The organism is Nostoc sp. (assembly GCF_036917315.1).
Taxonomy (GTDB): domain Bacteria; phylum Cyanobacteriota; class Cyanobacteriia; order Cyanobacteriales; family Nostocaceae; genus Nostoc.
Genome location: NZ_JBALDR010000042.1, coordinates 249,784 through 266,346, shown reverse-complemented (window position 1 = coordinate 266,346; position 16,563 = coordinate 249,784). Strand labels below are relative to the sequence as shown.

Here is a 16,563-nt window from a genome sequence, read left to right as displayed (position 1 = left end):
CAGGTTATAAGGAAGAAAACTATACCCTATCCCCTGTGCCCTATTCCCTTACTCTGCCCCTAAAAGACTTGCAAGTAAAGCTTTTTGAGCGTGGAGACGATTTTCTGCCTGTTCCCAAACTCGTGATTGGGAACCTTCAATAACTGCCTCGGTAATTTCTTCACCGCGATGGGCTGGTAAGCAGTGTAAAACAATTGCCTCTGGCTCGGCAAGGCTTAACATCTGATCTGAAATTTGGTAAGGCTGGAAAATTGGCATCCGATTATCAGCTTCTGCTTCTTGCCCCATACTTGCCCAAACATCAGTGTAAAGTACAGCAGCTCCCTTAGCCGCTAATTCTGGATCGTGAGTCAGGAGGACTTCAGTTTTGTGATTAGCGATCGCTCTTGCTTGCTCTACAATCCTAGAATCTGGCTCATATCCCGTAGGAGTAGCAATTCTGACATTCATCCCTACCAAAGCACAGCCTAACATCAGAGAATTAGCCACATTATTCCCATCGCCCACGTAGGTTAAAGTTAACCCAGCTAGAGTGCCAAAGCTTTCTTGAATCGTCAATAAATCAGCTAATACCTGACAAGGATGTTCTGCATCGGTAAGTGCATTAATCACCGGAATCTTGGCATAGTGAGCAAAAGTTTCCAAATCCTGCTGGGCAAAAGTGCGAATTGCCAAAATATCCAGATATCGATCTAACACCCGCGCCGTATCCTGCAAAGGTTCCCCACGACTAACTTGAGTGACATTAGGGTTGAGATCGATTACCTGTCCACCCAGTTGGTACATCGCTACTGTAAAACTTACCCGTGTACGAGTTGAAGCTTTGGAGAACAACAACCCCAAAACTTTATTACACTGTAACTTCAACTGCTGTGATTTAAGTTGAGTTGCCAATTGCAGGAGTTCTTGAAGTTCCGTAGAACTGATGTCCGCTAGACTTAATAAATCTCGTCCGAGCAATGCTGCCATGCTTGTAATCTGTAAAAAATAATTATATATTTCTGTTCCTTTATTCAGCTGTGCCAAGAAAATATAGTTTTAGAACTGACTAGATATTTTTGGGTTCAGCCCAGGATTTAAGTTAGCTTTTGCTATAAATTGCTATAAATATTAATTTATCAACCCGATCGGTGATTCAAAATCCCTGATTGTTTCTGGTTGATCGCAATGGCAACGCCAGAACAACCATCTAGGCGTACAAAAGCAGCGATATTGCTAAAATTTCTGGTCTTTTAGCCTAATTTTATGATGAAGCAGATATTTTTTAGAATTTACAGCTAGACAAATAAATGGATTATGGTACAATGATAAATCGTGGTTGCTAATTAAGAGCAATCGTCAAACTTGCCAGCATAGCACAGTGGTAGTGCATCCGACTTGTAATCGGAAGGTCGCGAGTTCAAATCCCGCTGCTGGCTTTTGTAGATTCGCAAATTAGTGTTGCCGAATTGTTTGGAATTAATTTTTCAACATAATATTAACCCAAGTTGCGGATTATAAAATTCTGGATGCTTCGTAACCGTTGATTTAGATAAATGCACATAAAAAGTTTACGATCGCGCTAGAATGCAACCGTAATTTGGAGTGAATTATAAAAGTACAAAAATTAACTGATGAGATCAATGCTTGTTGGAGAGTAAATGCAATCAATTCATGCTTGCAGTTTCAGTAAAAACCCTTTTCAGCTATAAGCATGAATTGATTGCGATCGCCCCGTACTGATATTAATTAAGTGGACGGAGAAGTGTAATTTTGCCCATGCCCGTCTCTTGACTGAGTTGCGCCACGTAGAGATTTCCATTCGTGGGATTCTCTACCAAATCCAATGGACTTGGGTTAAAACCAGTGAAGCCACTAATACCCGTTTGGGAATTTACAATATCCAAGTTTGCGCCACCTGGTGTTAGCACAATGATGTCTTTCCCTAAACTGAAGCGTGTCACCAGCAGTTTGCCTTGCAGCTGACCACCTAAAGCATTACTACGATATTCAATGATGCCATTAGGTGAAAAATGCTCTCCGAAATCGAAGGCAATTCCCTTCCAATTCCGGTCAGGTAGAGTACCAATGGGATATTCATCGATCTGAACTGGGTCTTTACCATCTGTGGGATTTCCTCCACCCAACACCCACTCACAACGCTTCGGATTGGGATGACCATAATAACCATTTTTAACAACGCGAAACAGAAAGTCTCGCTGCGTGCCTAGACTGCTAAGAGCAGGCACAGGTGGAGTAGTATAAGCCCCATTAGTACTCTTATCAATCCGGTTTTGGCAGGCAAGAGGTAAAGGGATAGGTGTATTTGGCGTATTGCCACCAGCCGCCGAACCATTCGTTGGCACATACAACTGACCATTGGTATGCCAAACCAGATCGTAGCCATTACGTATACCACTAGCAAAGATAGTTACAGCTGCTCCCGGATTAAAGGGGTTATAAGTACCCCCATCCTCCGTCTTAACGCTTAAAGGAGGTGAGGTGATTTTGGACAGGTCAACTCGTAATACAGCAGCAGTTAACAACTGCTCAAGACGATTACTCCAGGCAGTGTTTGGTGCGCCCGTACTATTATTACTACCCTGCAACACATACAGCACGTTTGGCTCGTTGGGCTTAAACTCAATGCTATTGGTTAGATGATCCCGACTCGATCGCGGTAAATCAATCACATAGTCTTTTACTGTCTCTAGATTGGTGCCGCTTAAACGAGTAATTTTACCACTCCATTCTGGTGCATCAATAGTTGCATTCCAGTAGTAGTTATTTGTTACCCAGAGAATTAGGTTGTTGGCATTGGTTGATGAGGGATCGAAGTGCATACCAATAATCGTTCGATTACCACCATTTGCAGTCTGCAATGAGGAAATCGTTTGTGGCGTACCCAGAGTACCATCAGCATCGATCGGGAAACGTAAAATCTCACCTAGTAGGGTGGCAGCATAGAGTTTATTGTCAGGCCCAATCAAGACTGTGGTGTAAGATTTGGTAGGTACATTCGCTAGTGAGATTTGCTCGAAACTAATATTGCTTACTGAGTTCACAAAAGTTCCTGTTGTGAAACTGATGCTATAGGGTAAGAATGCAGCACCATTGCTATCTTTAACCCCGTCGGTGATTTGTAACAAATATTTGGTATTGTTCTTGAGACGATTTATCGGAGACACTACAATCACATCTCCACCACCGGAAGTGTTGTAAGTAGCATTGATTTGCGTGTTAGTGCTGCTATCGATCAGCTTGATAGTGGAGGCAGAAATAGTATTAACCGCAATCCCACTGTTGGGGAGATTTAGGTCTGCTGTAATCGAGATATCTGGCGAGAGATTTGTCTGACCATCATTGGGATTGGTCGTTCTGATCGAGGGACGATTACCTGGTGCGATCGCAATATAGTTGAGCTTGGTATTCTTACCACCTTTCGCATCAATTGTGAGCTTGCCATCGGCAACATTAACAATCCGAGTAATTGCGGCAAATTTTTTGGTTGCCGTTGGTACAAAGCCAGAAATAGCAGTCGTCCCTTCTATATTAATCTGGTGCTTACTATTTACAGTATTAGTAGCATCACCGACGCTAACAGTCACATTGTAGGAACCATTAGATAGGGCATATTCCCAAGCCGCAGGTATCTTAACTGCTGTTCCCGAACTGCTAGGAGGATATTGCAGATGAATCAGTCTATTGAGTCGTCGATCGATGCCACTTTGGTTGCGATCGCGTGTATTGAGTTGGATATCAAGGGGAGTGGGTGTACTATTGCCTAAGCTATCTTCACGCACCCAACCAAAGCCTCTAGTATCATTGTAGGCTTGACCGATATCTTTAATATACCCAGATGGTACAGGCGCGTCATTTGGTTGAAAAGCAATCCCTTGAACAATTGCTAATACCAGTATTTTGGGTTTGATCTTGTAAATCATAGTATGCCTTGCCGTTGTGTTCGTAGTTGATACGTGAGTAGTCCATTAACATTGACCAAGTATCTGCAATGATGATTTCTGGCAATCCTTCACTGACTAGAAACGAACGTAATGACCGCAAGTCTCAGGGAACCATTTCTCTAGACTGTATAAAAAATATTTAGTGAATACTTGAAATTACATAAATACTGAACTTCTTTTTAAGAGAATTATAAAGGAACTTTCTAATTCCTCAACTAGCCACAGTATGATTACGGAAAAAGCAATAAATCTTCAAAATTATTACCGGAAACCAATCTTTAATTGGTACTGACAGAGTTCAGTTTTTAATGTGCTGTTAATATACAGTTAAGATAAGTTTTCATAATTAGCTATGATTTCCACGGTCATTGCACCCCACCCACAGCCCCTCCCGAAGAGCGGGGAACTCGGGGCCCCCTCTGGGGATTAGGGGCAGGGAGACAAAGCGTAGCTTTGGCGGGGTGGGGTTCTTGAGGTTTAATAAGTAACCAAGCGGACATGATATAATTTACGATCACATAATATTTAATGGATCTACATCAATAGTTAAACTTACAGAGGAAGGACAAAGCGATCGCACTTCTTCCCAATCTGGTAATCGCGGTAAGGCATCGGGGGCAAATTTAATCAATATCTGCCAGCGATAACGATTAGCTACTCGTAAAATACTCGCTGGTGCTGGGCCCAATATCTCGAATTCTTCTTCCGTACTCAAGGCTGTAGCAATAATTTGCGCCGTATTTTGTACTTGAATCGGGTCGAGACTACTTAAGCGCAACAAAATTAACCGCCCATAAGGAGGATAATTGAGTGCTTGGCGTTGTTCCAATTCAGCTTGAGAGAAAGACTGATAATCGTGCGATCGCACTGCTGCAATTACCTGATGCTCTGTAGTATAAGTCTGCACAATCACTCTACCCGGATCTTCACCTCTACCAGCACGTCCAGCGACTTGAGTCAAGGTTTGAAACGCTCGTTCGCTGGCGCGATAATCTGATAAATTTAGCAATCCATCGGCGGCGACAACGCCCACAAGTGTCACCTGTGGTAAATCCAAACCTTTGGTGAGCATTTGCGTACCGACTAATAAATGCGCTTCGCCGTTGGCAAACTGAGTGAGTAAGGTACGATGTGAGCCTTTATTGCGGGTGGTATCGCTATCAAAACGAATAAATTTTAAGTCACGAAACTGTCGCGCTAGTTCTTGCGTGACTCGTTGAGTACCGCTACCGAAAAATTTCAAGTAAGGGGAACTACAATCAGGGCAAAATTTGGGGTGCGATCGCGCATAATTACAATAATGACACCGCAATAATTCCGGCGCTTTTTCTTCAGTGTGGTGATACGCCAGCGACACATCACAGTGCGGACATTCCAACACATATCCACAACTGCGGCAAGATACAAAAGTACTGTGTCCCCGGCGATGGATAAATAAAATTCCCTGTTGTTTTCTTTCTTGCAACTCTTGCAAAGCTGCTTGCAGCGATCTACTAAATATAGAACGATTTCCCTGTTGCAACTCTTGCCGCATATCAACAATTTCCACCGGCGGTAAAGGGCGAGAGTTGATGCGCTCAGGCAAACTTAAGTAATGATAAGTACTGAGTGAGGAGTTATGAGTTACGAATTCTCCCCCTGCTCCCCTGCCCCTCTGCTCCCCAGCTCCCCTGCCCCCCCGCTCCCCTGCCCCTCTGCTCCCCACGCTTACCCAAGTTTCCAACGAAGGCGTAGCAGAACCCAACACCAAGGGGCAATTTTCTAATTCGGCTCGCCACAGGGCGACGGTGCGGGCGTGGTAAGTCGGTATGGGGGAATCTTGTTTAAAGCTGCTATCGTGTTCTTCATCTAAAATAATTAAACCTAAGTTGGGCAAAGGGGCGAAAACGGCGCTACGAGTCCCAATGACAACTTGAGGTTCTCCGGTGAGCATTTGCCGCCAAGTGTCGTAACGTTCACCATCTGAGAGGGCGCTGTGATAAACGCTGACTTTATTACCAAAACGGGCGCGAAAACGATCGGTTAGCTGCGGTGTAAGTCCAATTTCTGGGACTAACACCAGAGCAGATTTACCTTGATTGAGGAGAGGTGCGATCGCTTGCAAATATACTTCGGTTTTTCCTGAACCTGTCACCCCATGCAATAAAACTTGAGCAAATTCATCTAGTGTCTGGATTGTCTCTAAAGCGCTAGCTTGAGCTGTAGTTAAAGATTTAGCACTATCACCTACTAAAGTCGGGCCTTGTTCAGTTCGCAATACTTCCCGTTCTTCGATGACGATGTAGCCTTTTTCCTCTAGCCCTTTCAGGGTAGAGGTAGTTGTTTTACAAATCTGTAAGAACTCATTTAACCACAACTCCCCACTGTGTCGCCGCAACACTTCTAAAATCTCTCGTTGGCGAGTAGTTAACTCTTGGTCAATTGTACCTGTGAGCGTAACTGCTTTTTGCAACTTTGGTCGAGTTAATCGCGGTGGTTCTAAGTAGCTTTCTACTAAACCAAATCGCAATAACTCCCGAATTCCCCGATAAGCAGATTTGACTTTTTGTTGAAGGTAAACAAAACTGTAGTCCCCCGCCGGCTGCCCTTGCAAAAGTTCCCAAACTTGCCGCGCAGTTGGAGTCAAAAAAGCCAAAGGATCGGCAGATCCCAGTAAATAACGACTCCCCCCTGCCCCCCTGCTCCTCTGCCCCTCCGCTCCTCTGCCCCCCTGCCCCCCTGCCCCTCTCCCTCCAACCAGGCGGATACGACGCTGCGATCGCCCCAGTAACCCTGGTGGCAGAGCAACCCGGATTACTTGAATCAGCGGCGTATAGTAATATGCAGCAACTCGGTTGAGTAATTCCCAATAAGCACTTGGGAAAAATCCAACGCTGACTATATCTTCTACTTCCCGGATTTTTTCTGGTGGTAAATCGATATTTGGTTGTGCCAGTAATCGAATCGCGATCGCTCCTAATTGTTGCGCCCCAAATGGCACACTCAAAATATCCCCTGGTTTTATTTCTAACTGGGCTGGCAATCGATAAGTAAATAGTCCTGTACTTCCTGGACAGTCTACCAATACTTCAACCCACCGATTAACAGTTTCACCTGACTTATATGATTCACTCGGTTCACTCACCACTAAACGAGATAAATTTATGTCATTAATATACATACTTGCTGATTTTATAATTAATTAAATATTTTCCTCACATAGCTGGTCAAAATCAACCTAGCTAACTAAACTTTAGTTTTTTGCTTTCTTAAATTTAAATGGTATTTCTCAATACTGTTATTCTTCATAATACTTGATAATTTTCCTCTTATGTAATCTACTAGACAAATTCGTATCAACTATATATGCAATAAATATTTGGTGCCCACTATACAAATAAAAGCATGTCGGCTATTGCTGCAACAGTTACTCTATCTACTAAATATGGAGTAGCCTTTTTCCGCCTATCGGTAGATATTCAACCCTTTCTGTATATGAGATGCTTTTATACAAAGTAATATCAGATCGAAATTAAGCTCTTACTCTTGTAATTTAGATCGTGTAGGTAACTGTAAATCAAATCAGGAATGCGTAAACCCATTAGTAGGTCTTCCTTTTATACAACAGTTGACTCCAGCGCCTAAAATATTATAAATATTTAGAAAAATATATGAAAGTTTAAGGGATTTGGATGATTAGCTGGAATTTTTATATTTGTTAAGGTTGAGAAAGTTTGAGGGGGTTTGACATATTTGATAATTCAGAAAAAAATGAAGAATATATCTGTTGGGAATCTAAAAAAAAGCTTTATTGGGTGCTAAGGTCAGTTTCGTTATAGGTTGTATATAACTGTAACCTATAGATACTAGGTAGATGCCGATTTTTATTTCTGTAGATAAATTAGCATCAGCCTATATTTCGCTATTCTTTACGGGTGCATCGTCCATTAGGGAAAACTACCAAGCCTCAAACGAGTAGGTGTAAATGAATTATGTACCAAACAAAGCAACAATCCCTAAAGGAAAATATGAATATTGTTGAATTGGGAAAAATGGAAATACTGGAGAATGCTGTTGATATCGAAGAACCATCACTCGATAGTTTAAATGCAGTGGCAGAAGAAGAATCTCCAATTGTAGTAGAAAATCTGGAATCAGACGAACGCGATGGCGATAACATGGCGGCGGCTCGTCCTTCGGGATACAACAAAACCGAACACGATGATGCTGTTGGTGCATTTTTTAAGGAAATGGCGCGTTATCCGCTTTTAAAAGCTGATGAAGAAGTAGAGTTAGCGCGGCGAGTCAGGTTTCTAGAGGAATTTAGAGAAATACAAGCGGCTTTAGGGTTAAAACTGGAACATGAAGCCAGCAAATTAGAAGTGGCTTCCGAGCTAGGAATGACGGAAAAGCAACTAGAAAGTCGCTTGTATCAAGGGAGAGTAGCGAAACGCAAAATGATTCGCTCGAACTTGAGATTGGTAGTTTCTATTGCTAAACGATACTTGAATCGGGGAGTGCCTTTTCTGGATTTAATTCAGGAAGGAGCAATGGGTTTAAATCGCGCTACAGAAAAATTCGATCCCGATAAAGGATATAAGTTTTCTACTTACGCCTATTGGTGGATTAGACAAGCGATTACCAGAGCGATCGCTAATGATGCGCGAACAATTCGACTACCGATTCATATTGTTGAAAAGCTTAACAAGCTAAAAAAAGCTCAACGGGAACTCAAACAAAAACTCTGTCGTAATCCTACCGAAGGAGAAATGGCAGAATATTTAGAGATTAGCGTGCAACAACTACGCCAGCTACAACAGTTACGGCGACAAGCCCTTTCTCTCAACCACCGCGTCGGTAAAGAAGAAGACACGGAATTGATGGATTTGCTAGAAGATGAGGATAACTTGTCTCCAGAAGCAAAAATGAATGAAAACATGATGCGTCAGGAGATTTGGGAAGTCTTGGGTGATGTGTTAACTCCACGAGAGAAAGATGTGATTTCTCTGCGTTATGGTTTGACAACCAGCGAACCATGCACCTTAGAAGAGGTTGGCAATATGTTCAATCTTTCTCGCGAGCGAGTGCGTCAAATTCAAAGCAAAGCCATGCGGAAATTACGCCGTCCTCACATAGCCAAACGCTTAAAAGGTTGGTTGATTTAATTACATTGCTGAAGATAGAGATGCAATCTGGAACTTAATTAGCTTTGCAATTCGCAAAAATCGGGCGTTTTGTAGCTTTTTTTGGCTCTTATTTAGTCAATACTGAAAATAAATTGCCCAGTTGCCTATAGACTATGGACTATGGACTATAAACTATGGACTATAGACTAATGACTTCGGGTAGCAATTTGATTGTACGTTTTGCCCAAGCAGACGATTGCAGCGTACTGTTTAAATTAATTGAGGGACTTGCAGAATATGAAAAATTATCTCACGCTGTTACTGGCAATGCTCTAGCACTTCAGGAGCATTTATTTGGTTCGCGGAGGTATGTAGAGGCAATATTAGCAGAATCTGCGGGACAAGCTGTTGGTTTTGCGCTATTTTTTCATAATTATTCAACATTTCTGACTAAGCCGGGAATTTATCTGGAAGATTTATTTGTTTTACCAGAATATCGCAGGCAAGGTATTGGTAAGGCTCTCCTAACTAAAGTAGCTCAGATAGCTGTAGAACGTGATTGTGGGCGATTAGAGTGGAGTGTCTTAGATTGGAATGAGTCAGCCCAAGCATTCTACCGTAGTATGGGAGCCTCTATATTAGATGATTGGCGTATTTGTCGTGTTACAGAAGATGCGCTTACTCAGTTAGGGTCTGTTAAATTTTGATTGGGGAAAACTGTCAAGCTTGATTGAGATGCTCTTACCTTGACGCCCTAACCCTAATCATAGAACTTTTCACTTTACTGAATTTAACGGTATAGAGAGGGAAAACTCTGCTCCTTTTCCTAGCTCCGATATTACACTTATTCGTCCCCGATGTTTTTCTACAATAGAGTAGCTAATCGATAATCCTAAGCCTGTTCCTGTGCCAATAGGTTTTGTTGTAAAAAATGGGTCAAATAAATGCTGCTTTACCTTTTCAGACATACCAGACCCATTATCTGCAATTTGAATGGTTATTGTATCAGCCTCAGTCATTTTGGTACGAATTTCGATGGTAGGGATTTTTGTTTGTGTATGTTCAGTTGTGAATAATGAATCTAATGCATCAATAGCATTGCTAAGAATATTCATAAATACTTGATTGATCTGACTAGCGTAGCAATTTACTTCCGGCAGTTGGGCATATTCCTTAATCACATTAATTGCGGGGCGGTATGTTTTCTCTTCTATACGGTGCTGTAAAATTAATAAGGTGCTGTCAATACCTTCATGAAGATTGACAGGTTTCATTTCAGCCTCATCCAGGCGCGAGAAATTGCGGAGAGAAAGAACAATCTGGCGGATGCGATCTGCTCCTAATTTCATTGATTGCAGTAATTTTTGGAGGTCAGATTTGAGGAAGTTTAAATCTATACTCTCTAGTTCTTCTTGAATCTCAGCAAATGGTTGAGGATAGTAGTGTTGATATAGATCGACCAAGTGCAGCAAATTTTGACAATATTCATTGGTATAGGTGACGTTGCCATAGATAAAGTTAATCGGGTTGTTAATTTCGTGGGCGATACCTGCCACCATTTGCCCCAATGAAGACATTTTTTCAGTTTGAATTAGTTGGCTTTGGGTGTGTTGCAGTTGTTCTAAAGTTTCCGAGAGATGCTGATTTTTATCATTCAACTCAAAAGTTCTCTGCTCTACCTTTTGCTCCAACGTATGGCTGTAATCCTCTAGTTGGGCTTTTGCTACAGCGAGATTGTTATAAAACATGGCATTTTGCAGCGAGATGGCAGCTTGTGCTGTGAGCAGCCGCAAAACCTCAAGACGGTTTTGGGTAAAGGCTCCAGTCGTCAAACTGTTTTCTAGGTATAGGATGCCAACGATCTGGCCGCGATTGTGAATAGGCGTACATAGTAAGCTTTTAGGTTGCCATTGAATAATGTAGGGATCGTTGGCAAAGGTGGTTTCTTTGCGAGCATCATCTAGCACTAGGGTTTCGGAGGTACGCGAGACATAGTTCACCACCGTTTTAGGAATATCCTGACTGGCTGAAAGAGGTAAGGAGTGCAGATTTACCCCAAGGCTTTCATGCAAAGGCATAGATCGCTCCTTTTCGACGATCGCTTTGCTGCTTCTTTGAGCTGCAACCACCCAATTATCCTCTTGAAGCAGCAAGAGTACTGATTTTTCAGCGCCGGCGTTTTCGCTTACAACCCGCATCAGGGTTGTCAACAGCTTTTCTAACTCAATTTCTTCAGCCAGTGCATGAGAGGCTTTGATCGCCGTTAATAAATCTAACGCTTCAGTCCCACTGGAACTAGTGTGTGTGAATCCGATTGTAGTGGTGAGGCTAAGATTTGCAGAAGCATTTTCCTCCTGCTGAAGGCTCGTAGCCAAGAATTGAGGATATTGGCTCTCCAACTGCTTGACTTTGGCTACAGCTCCCCATTTTAGGTAACTGTAATAGGCATTCATCAAGTAAATTTGAGCCATACCTTCCGTGTGCTTTCCTGGGGAACGGTGTGCGTAGCTTGCTTCTACAAAGTGGTACGCCAACGTTTCTCTGTTCCATTCCAAGTAAAATCGGGCAGCCAATTCATTGGCGAGGGCAACTTCTTGAATGTATCCATTGACTTTTGCCCCAGCGATCGCGCGATCGTAAAGATCCACTGCCTGCGCCATCAATCCCAACACTCGGCATTCTTCGGCTTTCACTAGCTCAAATTTGTGTAAATAATTCATGGGTGCGTGGTACGCCCATATCTTCATTTTTTCCTGGTTTTCTGTCACCCGCTCCAGTAATATTTCTCGGCGAGCGGCCGTAGCTGTAGAATACTCTGCCAGAGCCGTCAGTGAATCATAAAAATAAAATATCTGCACAGTAGCATAGCCCGTGCCTGCAACTAGATAAACTCTAGCTTGAATGGCTGTCTCCACTGCTTGCGAGATGTTTTCAAACAAATAACAGAGAATCAACTTGTGCAGCCAGAAGTAGTGAGGCCCCATCAAGTCATTCGCATTATGCATTTGAGTCAAAAATTTTGCTTCATCAAGTACCTCACCTGTTAAAATACAGGGATTTTCAGCCTTGCCGAGCAAATTCAAAACTGTTTGCCAGAAGACACGGCAGTAGTTGAGAATCATGTCTTGCCTAAAATTTTCTAAAACATGACAGTAAGCTCGGATATCTTCCTCTAAGGATTTCAGTTCTCGTCCCAAAAAATAAGAATACTGACAGATGTCTTTTGTATTGAAGGCAACGTAGTAGACATTTCTAGTTTCCAGAGCAATTTTGTAGCCCTCCTGTATCAGCTGTAAAGATTTTTGTAGTGGAGACTTCAAATAGGTGATAAAAGCACCCGTAACATAAAACACATTAGGTTTAATGTCGGTAATATTAAATTTGTCAGTTAGTGCCAAAGCCAGGTTGCCAAAGAGATAGGCTTTTTCAATATCTTGGAGAATTCCGTTTAATAGAATGCCATAGGCGGCATAACATAAGGCAGAAAATGGAGCATTGCCATACTGAATTGATGCTTTGACTTGTGACAGGATGACTAGGGGAAACAGATTTGGCTCGGCGGTGTAAACGGCTGGAGCAACGTTTGCCACAATTCGGTTAATAGCCAGCTTGTCTTTTGCTGTCATCAGGGGTAAGTCAACCAAGGAAGCAATATCACGTCCGTTAATTAAGGCAGCAGTTTCCTGAAGGGCTTGCTGAATATCTTCGAGGGTGGATGTTTCGGGAAAAACCACGTCGAACAAACTCATTCCCTGGCGAGCGATCGCGATCGCGCCCAGTACATTATTTTGAGTTGTATACGCCTGGATTTTGATTTCGTAAATACTGATTTGATCTAGTGGAGTTTTGGCTTCCTGCATTACTGTTTGAGCCAATTGCTCCATCTGTTCATGGGCACCACAAAGGTAAGCAGCCTCGGCGGCTAATTCGTGCAGTGCTAGAGCCAATTCATACTGAGTGTGCCAACAATCGGATTTCAATAAACGAATCCCGGTAGTTAAATACTCAATTGCTACCTGGTAAGATGTCGAAGACTTAGCTTTTTTCCCTGCCATCAGGTTAAGTTGTGCCAGTCGATCGCGATCGGGCACAGATACAATCAGTTCTCTACCAAGATTCAATTGGTTGACAATTTCAAAAATCAGCAATTCTTGCTCAGTCTCCGGGGTATTACTCAACAGCAATTGCCCAATCTTCAGGTGAGTTGCTGGTTTCTGATTGGCCGGAATTAGTGAATAAGCGGCTTGTTGAACGCGATCGTGGAGAAATTTGTAGGTAATATTTATCGATCCGCGGTCATTTGTCAAATCATCTATGACAACAGACTCATCCTGAAAGAATGTATATCCTTCACCACTGGGCAAAATTAATCCATCCTTGAGAGCTGGCCACAAATCTGCTGCGGTTTGGGCTGGAGATTTTTCATAGACAACCGATAGGGTTTCTAAATCAAACTGATTGCCAACACAGGCAGCCAGTTTGAGAACATCTTGAGTCTGCGATCGCAATTTTTGGAGTTGCAGCACCACAAACTCCACAATATCTTCTGTAAAAGAAAGCGCCCGGATTTGAGCAAGATTGCACTGCCAATCGCCTGTTCTGCTGGCAAAAGCGATCAGCCCATCTTCATGCAGCGATTTGAGAAACTGGTTAGTGAAAAATGGATTACCTTTGGTCTTTTGATACACCAGATTGGCGATCGCAATTGCTTGTTCTGCTGAATATTTCAGCGTATCTGCAATCAGTTGATTTAGGTCGGCTTCGGTCAGGGTAGAAAGGACAATACTGCTAACTGTAATCGCCTCTTGACGCATCTCCTCAATGGTCAACATCAAGGGATGTGCAGAAGAAACCTCATTATCTCGATATGCTCCAATCACTAGCAAATAAGAGTTATTGGCTTCACTCATCAACAGATGCATCAGTTTTAAAGAAGCCAAGTCTGCCCACTGTAAATCATCGAGGAAAATGACCAGGGGATGCTCTTGGGTTGTGAATACTTGAATGAATTTCTGAAATAGCGAATTGAAGCGGCTTTGGACAGCAGTACCCGATAATTCCGGCGCAGAGGGCTGTTTGCCAATGATTCGTTCGAGTTCTGGAATCACCTCAATAATCACTTGACCACTTTCACCCAATGTAGATAAAATTTGGGTCTTCCACTGGTCAATTTGAGCATTACTCTCTGTCAGCAGTTGTGCTATTAAGTCCCGGAATGCTTGCACCAAAGCAAAAAAGGGAATATTACGATTAAATTGATCGAATTTGCCCTTGATAAAGTATCCGCGCTGACGGGCGATCGGTTTGTGAACTTCGTTGACAATTGCCGTTTTTCCAATGCCAGAGGAACCTGCCACCAGGATGATTTCAGAAGTTCCCTGGCGCACCCGTTCAAAGGTTGCTAGTAGCATTGCCACTTCTGCTTCCCGGCCATAGAGTTTTTCGGGAATTGTAAAGCGATCGCAAACGTCCCTATGCCCTAGCTGAAATGGGATAATATTTCCACTCTCCCGCAATTGATCTAAACAAATTTGCAGATCGTGCTTTAGCCCTAATGCATTCTGATAGCGGTCTTCAGCATTCTTCGCCATCAGTTTCATGACGATATCACAGAGAATTTGGGGAATCTCTTTTCTATTCCCTAAAGGTGGTGGTTGTTTCGCTATGTGACAATGCACCAATTCCATCAAATCATCGGATTGAAATGGTAATCGCCCAGTTAAGAGTTCATAGAAAGTGACTCCGAGAGAATAGAAGTCAGTGCGGTAATCAATTCCCCGATTCATTCGTCCGGTTTGTTCGGGGGAGATATAGGCGAGGGTTCCTTCTAAAACAGTCGGGCTGGTTGAAAGTTGGTTAACTCTTGGTAGCAGTGAAGCAATGCTAAAGTCAATGAGTTTAACTTCCTTGGTGGTCGGATTTATCAGGATATTGGCGGGTTTGATATCCTTGTGGATAATTTGGTGATGGTAGAGATCGGCCAGGATATCAGCAAGTGCGATCGCAATCTCTAAAAACTCGCTCAAAAACTCAGGACAAAAGCGTGAGATATTTTCCTCACTTGCTACATTTCTGAATCCCTGTGTCCAAGTGTCAGCATACTCCTTCAAAGAAATTCCGCCAAAGTCTTCTAAGATCAGGGCGGGTCGATTATGGCAATTTTCCAGGCTATAGATCCGAACAACCCCAGGAACATTTAAGATTTTTGTAATGGTGTACTGATTCTTGAATTGAGCCAACTCAATCAGACTGGGATAAGAACTTGTAAGAAGTTTGATCGCAACAGCAGTTTGATCGATCTCTCGCAAAGCTCGATAAACCAGAGTGCGACTGCTGGTGTAAATTCTCTCACCAATTTGGTAGCCGGGAACATCGACTCGATTCTCTAGCATAAAAGTTGCTATTGGATAACCTAAGTTCAGTTTTCCCTAATTAACTCGAATTATCACAATTTATTAGTAAAAAATTGAGAAACCCGATCGAGCTAAATCAACCGACTATACTTGAATCTATCCCATTAATTTCAGAGGATGTTTGAAAAGTATTTTTGGTAACTTCTAAGCCTCGGAAACCTAACCTCCCTACCCCATTCCCTACAAGTAAATGGGGATTTCAAAGCCTCTCTTTGCTTGTCTGACGACAGGCTGATGCCAATGGGCAAAGGTTTGGAGAGGGTTTTCTGGTATACTTTACGACTTTTTAAACATCCTCTAAGGCATCTGCACGAAAAATAAATTTGGGTTCTTGCGGTAGTTTTATGGTAATCAGTATTTACTAATTTCTCATAACTATAATTTAGTGGTATCAATGCGTAAGGCATAAGTTTTTTAAACATTTAATTGTTATAAAATATACTTAAATAACCCCAAAATTATAATCTCTATTATCACATCGGGAAGTTTTAAAAACACTTTCTGCAAACTATTGGAAGTGGCAGTTGGTTGCGGATATCTTAATCATGGAGCGGTGAATCAACGCAGAATTCTTCATGATGCAATTACAGACGTAATTGAAAATTTTTATTAAACAAAACTTAAAAAATTTTTGGGCGAAGTTTGACAGCTTGTCATTTGACTATGGCAGCGGCTCAACTCACAATTATGGAGGATATTGCACCGAATAAGCCGTTATTGCAGAGAGAACACGAAATGAAAAAAATGATTACAGTCATACTGTTAGGCATAGCAATCTTCACATTTGCCTTCAGTAGTCCAGCATTAGCAGCAGATACTGCTAGTGGAGCTAAAGTATTTAGTGCCAATTGTGCCTCTTGTCACGCAGGAGGAAAGAATCTGGTTCAAGCTGACAAAAACCTGAAGAAGGAGGCTTTGCAAAAGAATGGTTTGTACTCAGCAGAGGCAATTATTTCCCAGGTTACAAAAGGTAAAAATGCCATGCCCGCTTTCGGCAAACGTTTGAAATCTAACCAAATTGAAGATGTAGCGGCTTATGTGCTTTCACAAGCAGATAATGGTTGGAAGTAGACTAAAATCTAACTTCAAAAATTAGCAATT

The 16,563-nt window shown here is 42.3% G+C and carries 7 protein-coding genes and 1 tRNA gene; 4 read left to right on the top strand and 4 right to left on the bottom strand.

The annotated features are described in order from the left end of the window. Window positions 1-48: 48 nt before the first annotated feature. Window positions 49-969, bottom strand: a complete 921-nt coding sequence (argF, locus tag V7K84_RS19225) for an ornithine carbamoyltransferase (protein ID WP_334840330.1) — start codon at window positions 967-969, stop codon at window positions 49-51. Between the two features lie 377 nt (window positions 970-1,346). Here argF and V7K84_RS19220 point away from each other — a divergent pair. Then, window positions 1,347-1,418: transfer RNA gene (locus V7K84_RS19220), tRNA-Thr, on the top strand. 306 nt (window positions 1,419-1,724) lie between these two features. On the opposite strand, the gene V7K84_RS19215 is transcribed toward V7K84_RS19220, so the two are convergent. Both V7K84_RS19215 and priA read right to left on the bottom strand, forming a co-directional pair. Continuing rightward, a complete protein-coding gene (locus V7K84_RS19215; RefSeq protein ID WP_334840329.1) occupies window positions 1,725-3,923 on the bottom strand; it encodes an Ig-like domain-containing protein in 2,199 nt (732 codons plus the stop codon). 535 nt (window positions 3,924-4,458) lie between these two features. After that, window positions 4,459-7,104 carry a primosomal protein N' gene (gene priA, locus V7K84_RS19210; protein WP_334840327.1) on the bottom strand — a complete coding sequence of 882 codons (2,646 nt, stop codon included), beginning with the start codon at window positions 7,102-7,104 and terminating at the stop codon, window positions 4,459-4,461. An 811-nt stretch (window positions 7,105-7,915) separates the two neighbouring features. Between priA and V7K84_RS19205 the strand changes: the two genes are divergently transcribed. Together V7K84_RS19205 and V7K84_RS19200 are read left to right on the top strand one after the other, a co-directional pair. Next, a complete protein-coding gene (locus V7K84_RS19205; RefSeq protein ID WP_334840326.1) occupies window positions 7,916-9,088 on the top strand; it encodes an RpoD/SigA family RNA polymerase sigma factor in 1,173 nt (390 codons plus the stop codon). 170 nt (window positions 9,089-9,258) lie between these two features. Beyond that, window positions 9,259-9,756: a GNAT family N-acetyltransferase gene (locus V7K84_RS19200; protein ID WP_334840357.1), complete on the top strand. Its 498-nt coding sequence runs from the start codon at window positions 9,259-9,261 to the stop codon at window positions 9,754-9,756. A gap of 69 nt (window positions 9,757-9,825) precedes the next feature. On the opposite strand, the gene V7K84_RS19195 is transcribed toward V7K84_RS19200, so the two are convergent. Beyond that, a complete protein-coding gene (locus V7K84_RS19195) occupies window positions 9,826-15,441 on the bottom strand; it encodes a trifunctional serine/threonine-protein kinase/ATP-binding protein/sensor histidine kinase (protein WP_334840324.1) in 5,616 nt (1,871 codons plus the stop codon). A 756-nt stretch (window positions 15,442-16,197) separates the two neighbouring features. Here V7K84_RS19195 and petJ point away from each other — a divergent pair. Next, on the top strand, window positions 16,198-16,533 hold the full coding sequence (gene petJ, locus V7K84_RS19190; protein ID WP_334840356.1) for a cytochrome c6 PetJ: 336 nt from the start codon (window positions 16,198-16,200) through the stop codon (window positions 16,531-16,533). Window positions 16,534-16,563: the final 30 nt, after the last annotated feature.

Coding starts and splice junctions, on each gene's coding strand:
- argF (WP_334840330.1), bottom strand. CDS start 969: ATGGCAGCATTGCTCGGACGAGATTTATTAAGTCTAGCGGACATCAGT.
- V7K84_RS19215 (WP_334840329.1), bottom strand. CDS start 3,923: ATGATTTACAAGATCAAACCCAAAATACTGGTATTAGCAATTGTTCAA.
- priA (WP_334840327.1), bottom strand. CDS start 7,104: ATGTATATTAATGACATAAATTTATCTCGTTTAGTGGTGAGTGAACCG.
- V7K84_RS19205 (WP_334840326.1), top strand. CDS start 7,916: ATGTACCAAACAAAGCAACAATCCCTAAAGGAAAATATGAATATTGTT.
- V7K84_RS19200 (WP_334840357.1), top strand. CDS start 9,259: ATGACTTCGGGTAGCAATTTGATTGTACGTTTTGCCCAAGCAGACGAT.
- V7K84_RS19195 (WP_334840324.1), bottom strand. CDS start 15,441: ATGCTAGAGAATCGAGTCGATGTTCCCGGCTACCAAATTGGTGAGAGA.
- petJ (WP_334840356.1), top strand. CDS start 16,198: ATGAAAAAAATGATTACAGTCATACTGTTAGGCATAGCAATCTTCACA.